Annotated in this window: 10 protein-coding genes; 2 read left to right on the top strand and 8 right to left on the bottom strand. The window is 49.4% G+C overall.

Annotation, left to right across the window (positions count from 1 at the left end; genetic code table 11):
* Positions 1-44 precede the first annotated feature (44 nt).
* The 8 genes from recN to J9B83_RS01745 all read right to left on the bottom strand — a co-directional run bounded on the left by recN (position 45) and on the right by J9B83_RS01745 (position 10,775).
* A complete protein-coding gene (recN, locus tag J9B83_RS01780) occupies positions 45-1,715 on the bottom strand; it encodes a DNA repair protein RecN (RefSeq protein WP_211534999.1) in 1,671 nt (556 codons plus the stop codon).
* A 201-nt stretch (positions 1,716-1,916) separates the two neighbouring features.
* Entirely contained in the window at positions 1,917-3,554 is a 1,638-nt protein-coding gene (locus J9B83_RS01775) for an electron transfer flavoprotein-ubiquinone oxidoreductase (RefSeq protein WP_211534998.1), read from the bottom strand.
* Between the two features lie 64 nt (positions 3,555-3,618).
* Positions 3,619-4,503, bottom strand: coding sequence for a formyltetrahydrofolate deformylase (gene purU / locus J9B83_RS01770; protein WP_211534997.1), 885 nt, complete (start codon positions 4,501-4,503; stop codon positions 3,619-3,621).
* Positions 4,503-5,429: an electron transfer flavoprotein subunit alpha/FixB family protein gene (locus J9B83_RS01765; protein ID WP_211534996.1), complete on the bottom strand. Its 927-nt coding sequence runs from the start codon at positions 5,427-5,429 to the stop codon at positions 4,503-4,505. Before J9B83_RS01765 ends, purU begins: the two co-directional genes overlap by 1 nt.
* Positions 5,429-6,196: an electron transfer flavoprotein subunit beta/FixA family protein gene (locus tag J9B83_RS01760; protein ID WP_211534995.1), complete on the bottom strand. Its 768-nt coding sequence runs from the start codon at positions 6,194-6,196 to the stop codon at positions 5,429-5,431. The genes J9B83_RS01765 and J9B83_RS01760 overlap by 1 nt, the downstream gene beginning before the upstream one ends.
* A 68-nt stretch (positions 6,197-6,264) precedes the next feature.
* Positions 6,265-7,596, bottom strand: coding sequence for an aspartate aminotransferase family protein (locus J9B83_RS01755; protein ID WP_211534994.1), 1,332 nt, complete (start codon positions 7,594-7,596; stop codon positions 6,265-6,267).
* 19 nt (positions 7,597-7,615) lie between these two features.
* Positions 7,616-8,377, bottom strand: coding sequence for a BKACE family enzyme (locus tag J9B83_RS01750; RefSeq protein ID WP_211534993.1), 762 nt, complete (start codon positions 8,375-8,377; stop codon positions 7,616-7,618).
* A 4-nt stretch (positions 8,378-8,381) separates the two neighbouring features.
* Positions 8,382-10,775 carry a GcvT family protein gene (locus J9B83_RS01745; RefSeq protein WP_211534992.1) on the bottom strand — a complete coding sequence of 798 codons (2,394 nt, stop codon included), beginning with the start codon at positions 10,773-10,775 and terminating at the stop codon, positions 8,382-8,384.
* Between the two features lie 139 nt (positions 10,776-10,914).
* On the opposite strand from J9B83_RS01745, the gene J9B83_RS01740 reads away from it, so the two are divergent.
* A complete protein-coding gene (locus tag J9B83_RS01740) occupies positions 10,915-11,802 on the top strand; it encodes a MurR/RpiR family transcriptional regulator (RefSeq protein ID WP_211534991.1) in 888 nt (295 codons plus the stop codon).
* A gap of 111 nt (positions 11,803-11,913) precedes the next feature.
* Complete coding sequence (locus tag J9B83_RS01735) at positions 11,914-12,861, top strand: MurR/RpiR family transcriptional regulator (protein WP_211534990.1); 948 nt, start codon at positions 11,914-11,916, stop codon at positions 12,859-12,861.
* Positions 12,862-12,934 lie beyond the last annotated feature (73 nt).

Here is a 12,934-nt window from a genome sequence, read left to right as displayed (position 1 = left end):
TTTGTTTTGATTTTCTGTGTTGCTAACCGCTGCCAATGTGGTTGTTACTGGAGATGTACGTTACCCAGCATTTCTCGAGCATGGGCCAGTGTTTGTTCAGTCAGTTCTAAGCCACCCAGCAAACGAGCAATTTCTTGTGTACGGTCTTGTTCTTGCAGTTGTTGAACTTGAGACGACGTCGCATCGTCCGTTACCTGTTTACTGACCCTGAGATGCTGATTACCTTGCGCCGCGACTTGGGCTAGATGCGTTACACAGAACACCTGGCCACGCTGTCCAACAGAGCGCAACATGCGACCAACGACTTCAGCGGTACCCCCGCTGATGCCCACATCCACTTCATCAAACACCAAGGTGGGAATAATAGAAGTGTGCGCTGTGACGACCTGAATGCCCAAACTGATCCGCGATAATTCACCACCAGAAGCGACTTTACGCAGCGGTTGAGCCGGTTGGCCTGGGTTAGAGGCAATCATGTATTCCACATCTTCAAAGCCGTGAGCGGTGACTTGATTCAAAGGTTGGCATTGAATAAAGAAACGCGCATGGGGCATGCCTAAGCCGTGAATCTGTTCCTCCACTTTCTGTGCAAGGTCGTCCTTTGCCAGAATGCGTTTTTCCGTTAACGTGGTCGCCAAGGCGGTGAGTTGTTCGTAAGCCTGTTCTTCTTTTTCCTTCAGAATATCGATGTTCTCTTCGCTGCCATGCAGCGCTTCTAACTCGGTTTCAACGCTTTCTCTAAGGGGAATAAGGCCTTCTGGTAAGGTGCGATGCTTGCGCGCCGTATCGTAAATATCGGATAAGCGTTGTTCTACGTCCGTAAGGCGCTCTGGATCTTGTTCAAGGGTGTCTTGGTAGTGATGTAAGCTGTCTGCGGCTTCTTGCGCTTGAATAAGCGCGGCGTTCATCATTTCTAGAGCGTCTTCCAGCGCCTTAGTCGCAGGGCGAATTTGGCTGGCGCTGTTGATGGCTTGGTGCAACTGGGAGCAAACATTGCCCTCGTCACTGTCGATCAAAATACCACTGGCTTGGTAGGCCTTGTATTGGGAATCGGCAATATTAGACAAAAAAGCCTGCTCGTTTTCGAGGGCTTCGATTTCGCCTTCTTTCAAATCAAGCTGCTGTAGTTCTTGTGCTTGATAGGTTAACAGCTGGATTTTGGCGTCTTGTTCTGAAGAGCGGTTTTGCTGCGCGTTAAGGGCTTCTTTTAGTTGACGCCAATGGTGGAACTGCGCACTCACTTGTTTAGTGAGGTCGGATAATTGGCCATAAGCATCGAGCTGTTGACGTTGGGCGTTTTTCTTTAGGAGAGACTGGTGTTCGTGCTGACCATGAATATCGACCAGCTGGCTGCCCACGTCTTTTAAGTCGCTGAGCGTACAAGGGCGACCATTAATGTAGGCTTTTGAGCGACCTTCTTTGCTGATAACGCGACGTAAAATACAGTGTTGATCTTGCTCTAAATCGCGCTCAACCAGCCACTTATGCACGTTTGGGTCGTTTTGAATGTCGAAGCTGGCGCTGATGTCGGCTTTTTTCTGACCGTGTCTGACAACCGCTGCGTCGGTTCTGTCGCCCAAACACAATGACAAAGCATCCACCATAATGGATTTGCCTGCCCCTGTTTCACCGGAAATTACAGTCATTCCTTTTTTGAACTCCAGTTCAAGGGATTCAACAATGGCAAAATTGGTAATCGCGATGCTGGTCAGCATAAAAGCTCCAAAGAGAAAATATCAACATGGTTATATATACAGTAACTGTTTATTTATACAGTACAATGACCCTTGTATTCAAGCCTTGCTAAGCAATTAATTTTAGCTGAAAAAAACACAAGACTAGCCAAAGAACAGAGCAAAAAAAAGCCAATACTTCCCTTTAAAAAGAAGTATTGGCTCAAAGTGATACGTTACTTTTTACATATTTGGGTAATTTGGGCCATCGCCACCTTGTGGTGTTTTCCAGTCAATGTTTTGCGTTGGGTCTTTGATATCGCAGGTTTTACAATGCACACAGTTTTGGAAATTAATCTGCAACTTGGGCTCATTGTTTTGTTCGACAATTTCATACACACCGGCAGGGCAATAGCGCTGGGCAGGTTCTGCGTAGGTCGCTAAATTTACCCTAATAGGCACGGCGGTATCTTTGAGCCTTAGGTGACACGGCTGACTTTCTTCGTGATTAGTGGCCGAAAATGCCACGTTGGTCAGTCGGTCAAAGCTCAGCACGCCATCGGGTTTAGGGTACTGGATAGGTTCAAATTGATCCGCTGGTTCAAGCGATTCTGCGTCAGTTTTGATATGTCGAATGGTGCCGAACAAGGGCTTGCCAAGCAGTGTTGCCCACCACATGTCGATTCCGCCTAGTGGTAGACCGCGCCATAAGCCATATTTCGACCACAAAGGCTTGACGTTACGCACCATTTTTAGGTCTTTCCCGACTGGGCCAGAGCGTAACTCGGTTTCATAAGCGGCCAATTCATCGCCTTCGCGTCCGGCTTTAATCGCTTCGAATGCGGCTTCTGCCGCGGCTTTACCCGACAACATGGCGTTGTGATTGCCCTTGATGCGTGGCACGTTAACCAAGCCTGCAGAGCAGCCCAACAAAGCGCCGCCAGGGAACACGACTTTTGGAATGGATTGATAACCACCTTCCGAAATCGCACGAGCACCATAAGCCACGCGTTTGCCACCTGTCAGCAACTTAGCTACTTCAGGGTGGTGTTTAAATCGCTGAAACTCTTCGTAAGGCGATAAATGAGGATTGGCATAATTCAGATGCACCACAAAACCGATAAACACCTGATTGTTTTCTGCGTGATAAATAAAGGAACCGCCACCAGCGTTGTTACCAAGTGGCCAGCCCATGGTGTGGGTGATGGTACCTTCTTGATGATTTGCTGGGTCTACTTCCCAAATTTCTTTCAAACCAAGACCGAACTTCTGTGGCTCATGGCCTTCTGAAAGCGCGTATTTTTGGATGATTTCTTTCGATAAAGAGCCACGCACGCCTTCGCTGAGAAAGACGTATTTACCGCGTAATTCCATACCAGGCTCATAGGATGGCCCAGGTGTGCCATCGCTGTTTAAGCCAAATTCGCCAGCGACCACGCCGACTACACGATCGATACCGGCGTCATCTTTTTCGTAAACCAGCTCTGAGCAGGCCATACCCGGGAAGATTTCAACGCCCAACTCTTCGGCTTGTTCGGCCAACCAACGACACACATTGCCCATGGACACAATGTAATTACCGTGGTTGTTCATGAGCGCTGGCATTGCCATATTTGGCAATTTAGTTTTGCCGGTTTCGGTCAGCATCAAGAAGTTGTCTTCTTTTACTTCAGTTTTGATTGGAGCGTCCATGTCTCGCCATGTTGGCAATAGGGCGTCCAAACCGGAAGGATCAAGCACCGCGCCCGAGAGAATATGTGCGCCAATTTCGGAGCCTTTTTCCAACAAGATAACCGAGGTATCTGGGTCCAGTTGTTTGAGGCGAATGGCAGCAGACAGCCCAGAAGGGCCGCCGCCGACAATCACAACGTCGTAGCTCATACTTTCTCGTTCAATCACGATAATCTTTTCCTGTATTACAATATATTGTGTGTTTAGTGTGCTACTAACCCATGCGCTCTGCAGAGTAACTGCCAGGAGACGCTGGGAAGACCACGGTTTTGGCACCATTTTGGAAAACGCGACGACGAACATGAGCGTGCACCGCGCGAGCCAATACCGACGATTCCACTTCACGACCAAAACTAACGTAATCCTGAATGGATTGAGCGTGAGTCACACGAGTCGTTTCTTGTTCAATGATTGGGCCTTCGTCAAGATCGGCGGTGACGTAGTGAGACGTTGCGCCAATTAACTTCACACCTTTGTCAAACGCTTGTTTATAAGGGTTTGCGCCCTTAAAAGAAGGTAGAAAAGAGTGATGAATGTTGATGATGCGACCAGACATTTTTTGACACAAAGCGTCTGAAAGAATCTGCATGTAACGAGCCAACACAATCAGCTCGGCACCGCTGTCTTCAACCAACTCAAGGAGCTTTGCTTCGGCTTCGACTTTGTTCTCTTTGGTGACATTGATGTGATAAAACGGAATGTCATTGTTCACCACCAATTTTTGATAATCTAAATGGTTTGATACAACGCCAACCACTTCGATTGGCAAGGTACCAATTTGGCTGCGATACAATAAATCTGTCAGACAGTGGCCATAGCGTGACACCATAATTAAGACTTTCATTTTTTCGTCTTCGCCACGAAGATCCCATTCCATATGGAAATCTTCGCCGATTTGAGCAAAATCGCGCAAAATTTCTTCTTTGCTAACGCCCATTTCACTGACTAGGCTAACGCGTGTAAAAAAGCGATCTGTGTTGACGTCATCAAACTGCGCACTGTCGGTGATGGTGCAGCCTTTTTCTGCGAGAAAGCCAGAAATGGCTGCCACAATGCCACGACGGGAAGGGCAGGTAACGGTCAGGCAATATCTAGGCATTACAACTGCTCCGTTAATTGAGGAACCACGTCGAACAAATCACCGACCAAACCGTAATCGGCGACTTGGAAAATAGGCGCATCAGGGTCGGTGTTAATCGCTACGATGACTTTAGAACCCTTCATGCCGGCCAAATGCTGAATGGCACCCGAAATACCGCAAGCAAGGTACAAGTTAGGCGCAACCACTTTACCGGTTTGACCTACTTGCCAATCGTTCGGCGCGTAGCCGGCGTCAACCGCGGCACGAGAAGCACCCACAGCGGCGTCCAGTTTGTTTGCCAAGGCACTGATAATGCCAAAGTTTTCGGTTGAACCAATCGCACGACCGGCGGATACCACAACCTTCGCAGACGATAACTCAGGGCCTTTCGACGCTTCTACCTTGTCTTCAATCCAAGTCGACATGTTCGGTAGAGCTGGCACATCAACTGTCTCGATAGCGGCGGCGTTGTTCATGTCAGCCGGTTCAAATACAGAGGTACGAATGGTAAGTACTTTAACCGCATCAGTAGATTTAACGGTTTGAATCGCGTTGCCTGCGTAAATAGGGCGCTGGAACGTGTCGGCGCTGTCGATTTGAATCACATCGCTGATCACCATGACGTCTAGCAAGGCGGCAACACGAGGCAAGATGTTTTTTGCATCGCTGGTCGCAGGTGCCACAATGTGTGTGTAACCTTCGGCCAAAGATAAAATCAAGGCGGTAGTCGGTTCTGCCATACGATGAGCCAGGGCCGCATCTTCAGCTATTATTACTTTAGATACGCCATCGATTTTAGCGGCTTGCGCAGCGGCGTCTACAATAGATCCACCAGCGCACAATAGGGTCACTTCATCCAGTTGGCGAGCCGCGGTGACAGCGCGTGCGGTGGCATCGACAGCCAAACCAGATTCAGTGACTTCTGCTAATAGTAAAATAGACATTAGATAACCTCCGCTTCGTTTTTCAATTTTTCAACTAACTCACTCACGGAGTTTACAATGATGCCGGCTTCGCGCGCTGGTGGCTCAGCCGTAGTGATGATGCTCAAACGTGGCGTAACATCCACGCCTAAGTCCGCTGCGGTCTTTTCTTCCATCGGTTTGCGTTTTGCTTTCATGATGTTAGGTAAAGAAGCAAAACGAGGCTCGTTCATGCGCAAATCGACCGTCACAATAGAAGGCAATTTAACGTCGATGGTTTGAAGGCCGCCATCAATTTCACGAGTGACACGAGCGATGTCGTTGTCGTTGTCGATGTCGAGTGTTGAAGCAAAAGTGGCTTGGCTCCAACCAAGCAGCGCAGACAGCATTTGGCCGGTGGCGTTCATGTCGTTATCGATGGCTTGTTTGCCAGCGATGACCAAGCCTGGCGCTTCGTCTTCGATGACTTTTTTCAAGATTTTTGCCACGGCAAGAGGTTCAATATCTTGATGAACATCGTCGGCTGCAATCACCAAAATAGCGCGATCAGCGCCCATGGCCAACGCGGTACGCAATACGTCTTGAGCTTGTTTTACGCCAATAGAAACCACAACGATTTCAGACGCCTGGCCTTTTTCTTTTAGGCGAATGGCTTCTTCTACAGCGATTTCGTCGAATGGGTTGATGGACATTTTGACGTTCGCCAAGTCCACACCGCTGCCGTCGGATTTAACGCGTGCTTTTACGTTGTAATCGATTACCCGTTTAACTGGGACTAAAATTTTCATGAAAACCTCTTTGTTCAAATATCGTATGTGAAATCGTATTTAAAATCGTATGTGAAATAGAGTCGCTATCAGTCTTTTGACGGCAATGTTTTATCAATGGCACGGGCCAACATGTTCACCAATTCGGACAACTGTGCTTCGCTGGCAATAAACGGCGGCGCCAATAAAATGTGGTCGCCGTGTTTGCCGTCGCGCGTGCCACTGCCTGGGTAACAAATTAAGCCTTCTGCAAGCGCCGCTTTTTTCAGCTTCGCCGCCAAGCCAAGGCTTGGATTAAAAGGCGTTTTAGTGTCGCGATCTTCAACGATTTCGATACCGCGGAATAAGCCACGACCACGAATGTCACCAATGTGTGGGTGATCCGCAAATTTGGCTTGCAGTGCGCTTTCTAGGAAAGCACCACGTTGTTTAACTTGATTCACCAAGTCGTTATTCAAAATCTCTTTCACTACCGCAAGGCTAGCAGCGGTTGCGATGGGGTGACCTAAATAGGTGTGACCGTGCTGGAAGAAACCAGAACCGTCTTTGATGGTGTTGTAAATATGATCGGTACACAGCATGGCACCAATCGGCTGATAACCCGCGCCCAAGCCTTTAGCAATACAAACGATGTCGGCTTTGATGCCATCGGCTTCGTGAGCAAATAAATAGCCGGTGCGGCCCATGCCACACATCACTTCGTCTAGAATCAGCAAGATGCCGTGTTCGTCACAAATCTCACGTACACGCTTGAAATAGCCTGGCACGCTGGTGACTGCGCCCAGTGTGGCACCCACGACAGGCTCAGCGATAAACGCCATGACCGTATCCGCGCCAAGGCGAAGAATTTCAGCTTCCAGATCATTGGCAACACGCTGGCCGTAATCTTCTAAGCTTTCTGCTGTGTCGCGTTCCGTGTATTCGTAGCAGGGTGCTACGTGGCTCATTTCCACCAAAATAGGCGCAAATTTCTCACGGCGTAATGCGTTACCGCCAGCTGACAAAGCTCCCAAGGTGTTGCCATGGTAGCTTTGACGACGTGCGATTAGATGACGACGTTGTGTTTCGCCTTTTTCGACAAAATATTGACGCGCCAGTTTAATCGCCGATTCTACCGCTTCTGATCCGCCAGACACGAAATACACGCGGTCTAAATCGCCAGGGGCGTTGGCAATTAGCAACTCCGCCAACTCTTCTGCGGGTTCAGAAGTAAAAAAGCCGGTGTGAGCAAAGGCGAGTTTGCCCGCTTGCTCTTTAATGGCGTTGATGACGTTTTGGTTGGAATGACCAAGACAAGACACCGCCGCGCCGCCAGACCCATCAAAATAGCGTTTGCCGTCTTTGTCTATGAGGTAACAGCCGTCGCCTGCAACCGCAGTTGGCAACGTCGCGTGGCAATGGCGTGGAAAAACGTGACTCATGCGAAATACCTCTAAATGATTAAGCTGGTTTCAGCTGTTCAATGGTGTGGATTAACGCCGTGATAGACGCGGCATTGTCGGCATGTGGCGTACCATCTGGCGACATCAGACTGTTTTCAAAACCGACGCGAACCGCGCCGCCTTGCCGCGCAGCCTGAGCCAAGCAGTTGTGTTCGTCAGGGCCAAATGCGCAAACCATCCAGTGCTTAATGTCGGGTAGGGCTTGGCGAAACGGGGTCAAATCGTCTGGTGACGAAACCTGACCTTGAGTGTAACGACCCAACACGAACAAAACGCTGTCTTGATCGGCTTTCACAATGCCTTGTTTCTGCCAATCTAGTAGCAGAGCAATGTCGTCCGTGTTGTACAAAATGTGTTGAATCTTGGTGTTATTGTCCGCGCAAAGGTCATAAACCTTAGGGGCTAAGCTCATGTCGCGTGCCATTTCACGAATCGACACAGACGCCCATTTGGGTTTGAGTTCACGTAAACAGTGATATTGTGCTGGCACATCAAAAATGCCCGCCGCTTCTGTGGTGATCTGCACCTCCAAAGTGGGCACAACTCGAAGCAATTCGCTGGTGGCTTCACGATAGAGACCCACGTCCAACGAATGGCCGCCGTTGTCATCGCGAACGTGCAAATGCAAAGCATCGGCGCCGGCTTGATGGCAGCTCACGGCGGTGGTGACCATTTCTGGGATAGTGATTGGCAAAGAAGCGTTTGCTTCTTTGCCTCGACGAGCCCCGTTAGGGGCAACCATAATAAAAGGGCGGGTCATGATGTTATACCTTCATTCGTGCGCCAGTTGGGTCGAACAACGGCCCAATAGTGACGGTAGCGTCATACATGGTACGGGCGATGTCGATTTGCACGCGTGCACCATCTTCCAATGTCACATCGCTGTGACCTAGGGCGATTGGTTTGCCAACACGGTAACCAAAGGCACAAGACGAGGTTTGACCGATAATTTTACCGCCGAAGTAGATTGGCTCGTGACCCAATGGCACGGCGTCAACGTCGTCCAGTGTTAGAGAAATTACGTGGCAGGTGGCACCGTCAGCACGGGCTTTTTCTAATGCTTCTGCGCCGATAAAACCGCCTGATTTACGGGTAGCAAAGTCAAGACCAGCTCCGATCGGTGTGACGTCCCCATCAAGTTCGTGGCCCATGGCACAGAAACCTTTCTCAATACGCATGGACGATTGCGCGAACATGCCCGCAGGCTTGGCACCGGCGGCGGTTAGCGCCGCAAATATGTCGTTCACATCGGCCGCGTCACAGGTGATTTCCCAACCTGCTTCACCCACATAAGACATGCGAGCAGCGCGAACCGATTTGCCTGCCAAGGTGGCTTCGGCGTGTTTGAAGTAAGCGATCTCGTCTAAGCCTTGAGCGCCACACTGTGTGGCGTATTTCGCCGCGTTTGGCCCCATTAAGCCAAGAATGGCAAACTTCTCAGTGCTGTCGCTAAGGCTAACGTTAAAGCCTGTTGCGTTGCGTTTCAGCCAGGTAATGTCGCGTTTGATGGCGTTGGTGCCGACAAACAGACGGTAGTGAGTATCGGTTAGGCGCTGTGCTGTGACGTCAGATTCAAAGGTACCGCGATCGTTCAACAAGGCACTGTAGATAACCGAACCTGGAGCGCGACCCATTTGACCAGCGCAAACATGGCGCATGAAGGCTTCGGCATCTGGGCCTTCTACTTCGATTTTACCGAATGGAGAGGCATCAAAAATAGCCGCATCTTGGTGTGCTGCCATGACTTCTTGTTGTACGTTTTCGAACCAATCTGGGCGTTCGAATTTCAATTCAGGCTCGCTGGTTTTGCCAAAGTACAGTGGGCGTTCCCAACCATAGAATTGTCCCATGTGAGCGTTTGCTGCGCGGTATTCTTTGTCTAACGGCAAGCTGCGAAGATTACGCGCGGTTTTCAGTTGTTTGCCTGGGTAAGCGATGTCGTAATGCGTACCAAGAATTTCTGGGGCACGCGCCATAAGATGCTCAACACTGTTGAAAATAGGCGCAAAGCGTTTTGCATCGGCTTCGCTCAAGTCGTAAGCCGTTCGGCCTTCAACGATTAGGTGGGCTAAGTTCATCCCCGCACCACCACCAGACGCCATACCAACGGAATTCATACCACAGCCTAAGAATAAGCCTTTGGTTTCCGCGGTTTCACCCAGCATGAAGGTACCGTCTGGCGTAAAGCTTTCTGGGCCGTTCAAAAGCATTTTTACTTCGGCGGTTTCTAATGATGGCAAGCGGTGCAGTGCGTTCATCATCATTGGCTCGAAATGATCCCAGTCTTCTGGCAATAGACCAAATTCGAAGGTTTCGTTTAGTACGCCCGGTGCGATCGGTTTGCCCATTGGTTCGAAACAACCCACTAGCAAGCCGCCGGAATCGTCACGCATGTAAAGGTGGTTGTCGTGGTCAGACAAGGTTGGCATATTGCCGTTAATGCCTTCGATAGGTTTGGTAAGAAGGTAAAAATGCTCACACGCAAGCGCAGGCACTTCGGCACCGGCCATGGCGCCGACTTCGCGAGACCAAAGTCCGGCACACAAGGCAATCGCATCACACATGATGGTGCCCTTGTTGGTTTCTACACCGACTACTTTACCGTTTTCTGTCAAAATGCCTGTCACACCGGTTTGTTCGAAAATCTTCGCACCGAGTGATTTTGCGCCTTTAACCAAGGCCGCACATACATCAGAAGGGGACACACGGCCATCGTCTGGTGACCATACCGCACCCAATACGTCTTCGTGGTTCATCATTGGCCAGCGTTCTTTGGCTTCGGCCGCAGAAATAGACGTGGCATCGATGCCGTAAGCGTGTGCTAGGGCTTCTTGGCGTTGAATGTGTGCTAATCGACCTGGGTTAGTCGCAATAGAAAGTGAGCCTTTTTGAATCCAGCCGACGGATTGTCCGGTTTCTTTTTCCAACTGCGAATACAAGTCCACCGAGTACTGAATCATCTGCGTTAGGTTGCGCGAATGACGTAAAGCACGTACCTGAGCCGCCGAGTGCCAAGTGGTTCCTGAGGTCAGCGCGTTGCGCTCCACCAGAACGGCATCCGTAACGCCCATTTTTGCAAGGTGATAAAGAGTGGAGCAGCCCATGATGCCGCCGCCAATAACAACGACGGAAGCGTGGGAGGGAAGAGAGTCGGCCATGATGTGATTTCCTAAGCGATCGAACAGTGATGTCAAAACTACAGAATAATAATTTTGCACTAATCACATTTTTAGTCAATAATTGGTAAAAATAACGTATGTTATTATCTGTTTTGTTTTTATCATTAAAGAGGATGTTATGGACCCAACGCTCAAAAATAGATTGATCACGCACCTAAAAGAAGCCATGCCCGACTTGTCCCGCGGTTTAAGAACCATCGCTAAATACATCATAGATCATCCATCGGATTTTGGCTTAGACCCTATTCGAGAAACCGCACGAAAAGCCGGCGTTAGTACTTTTACCTTGATTCGGCTGGCTGAAAAAATGGGGATTAATAGTTACGATGAATTACGTGAGCCCTTTCGTAAGTCGCTTGTGTCGGCGGCGGCCAGTGTCGATCAGCCTGCTTGGATTGAAGGCTTACGAGAGCGAGGTGAGAACGGCAGTGTGCAAGCTGAAGCCGCGTTAAATAGTATAGCCATAGTACAACGCTCTTTAGAGCACCTTGATGCGGCTCGAATGCAGCGGGTAGTGAATTTGCTGTTAGGTGCCAACAACGTCTATTTGACGGCGGTTCGCGCCAGTTATGCCATGGCGTTTTACCTGCATTACGTGGGGCGTATGGCACTTCCTTCATTGCAATTGATTCCACGTCACATGGGCAGCGCTATCGATGACTTGCACATGGCAGATGAGGGTGATGTGATGATAGCCATTACTATGACGCCGTATTCACGAGAAACCGTCGAGGCTTGCCAATTCGCTAAACGCAAAGGCATCAAGTTGATTTTGATCTCTGATAGCGAAATCGTATCGCCTGAATTCAGTGCCGATGAAACCCTGATTGCGTCCGTTTTATCCACTCACCACTTCGGTTGTTACACAGGCATGATGGCGCTTATCGAGAATCTATTGGCCATGCTGGTAGCGCAAGGTGGCGAGAGTGCACAAAAAGGGATCAAATCTTACGAAGAGCTTCGCAAGGACACAAACGCCTATTGGGTGGCACAAAAAAAACATTAGTTTTTATTTTCGTCACGTTTGTGAGATGTTGGTCCTCTATTAGAATGAACGAATGCGTAGGCGTGCATTACTCGTCTACGCTGTGCCCGTTTGGGAGGGGCTTTTTTACCAATGTCTTCACAACCTTCACCTTCGCAACCTCTGGTTTCTCTGCCTTCAACTTCTTTGCCCTCAGGTAAGTATCATGATTTGGACAGCATTTTAAAAGCCATCGCGGATGTGTATTCCTCGTTGACACCACAGCTCAAAAAAGCCGCCGACTATGTATTAGACAACGCCATCGACATAGCCTTGTTGCCTATTCGAAAAAGCAGCGATGCGGCGGGGGTTACGCCTTCGACCATGACCCGATTGGCCAAAACCTTGGGGTTTGAGCGCTACAATGCCTTTAAAGACGTGTTTAAACAGGCTGTACAAACTAAGGCGCCGATCAACTATGGTAACCGCGCTGAGCGCCTTCAGGAGTCGTGTGATGTGCGCTCTAGTAGTAAGGTGTTTCAAGAGTTTGCCGAGTCTACGTTTCATAATTTGGAGCATCTGTTTAACGCAGAAACACTGATTAAATTGCAGAACGCCGCTCAGCGTATTTTGCACGCCAAGCATGTTTATGTGCTTGGGTTTCGTGATGCGTTCGCCTGTGCGCACCATTTTGCTTATATTGGGCGTATTGCCTTACCTAACATGAGTTTGATTCGTGGCAACGAAGGCTGTTTATTAACGGAGCTGACAAAAATTCAGTCAGGCGATGTGGTGGTGGCCTTTGGATCGGAGCCCTATTCCATGGAGATGGTTAATGCTCTGGCAATCGCCAAGGAGCAGGGCGCGCAGCTGATTTCCATCACCGACGATTTGCGCTCACCGCTGGCGGCGGGCGCAGACGATGTGTTTATTTTAGAAACCGAGACGCCGCACTTTTTTCCTACCATTTTGACCAGCATTGCTTTGGTAGAAGCACTGGTGTCGGAGTGCGTGACGTTAGGTGGGCGTGAGATGCTGTTGAATATCAATCGCTTTGAAAAAGATATGCGTCGTTTGGGGGGGTATTACCAGGAAAGCTGATCGGTTTTGACACGCTTTAGATAGACGGGTAAAAAGACAAACATAAAAAAGCAGAGGCGATGAACCTCTGCTT

This window comes from Marinomonas vulgaris (assembly GCF_018145875.1).
Classification (GTDB): Bacteria; Pseudomonadota; Gammaproteobacteria; order Pseudomonadales; family Marinomonadaceae; genus Marinomonas; species Marinomonas vulgaris.
Note: the sequence above shows the minus strand (reverse complement) of the source record. Positions and strands in the feature narration are given on the sequence as shown.

Excerpts from the sequence above, each read along its gene's own strand:
- J9B83_RS01735 (WP_211534990.1), top strand. The coding sequence starts at position 11,914 with ATGTCTTCACAACCTTCACCTTCGCAACCTCTGGTTTCTCTGCCTTCA.
- J9B83_RS01745 (WP_211534992.1), bottom strand. The coding sequence starts at position 10,775 with ATGGCCGACTCTCTTCCCTCCCACGCTTCCGTCGTTGTTATTGGCGGC.
- J9B83_RS01765 (WP_211534996.1), bottom strand. The coding sequence starts at position 5,429 with ATGTCTATTTTACTATTAGCAGAAGTCACTGAATCTGGTTTGGCTGTC.
- J9B83_RS01755 (WP_211534994.1), bottom strand. The coding sequence starts at position 7,596 with ATGAGTCACGTTTTTCCACGCCATTGCCACGCGACGTTGCCAACTGCG.
- purU (WP_211534997.1), bottom strand. The coding sequence starts at position 4,503 with ATGCCTAGATATTGCCTGACCGTTACCTGCCCTTCCCGTCGTGGCATT.
- J9B83_RS01750 (WP_211534993.1), bottom strand. The coding sequence starts at position 8,377 with ATGACCCGCCCTTTTATTATGGTTGCCCCTAACGGGGCTCGTCGAGGC.
- J9B83_RS01740 (WP_211534991.1), top strand. The coding sequence starts at position 10,915 with ATGGACCCAACGCTCAAAAATAGATTGATCACGCACCTAAAAGAAGCC.
- J9B83_RS01775 (WP_211534998.1), bottom strand. The coding sequence starts at position 3,554 with ATGAGCTACGACGTTGTGATTGTCGGCGGCGGCCCTTCTGGGCTGTCT.
- recN (WP_211534999.1), bottom strand. The coding sequence starts at position 1,715 with ATGCTGACCAGCATCGCGATTACCAATTTTGCCATTGTTGAATCCCTT.
- J9B83_RS01760 (WP_211534995.1), bottom strand. The coding sequence starts at position 6,196 with ATGAAAATTTTAGTCCCAGTTAAACGGGTAATCGATTACAACGTAAAA.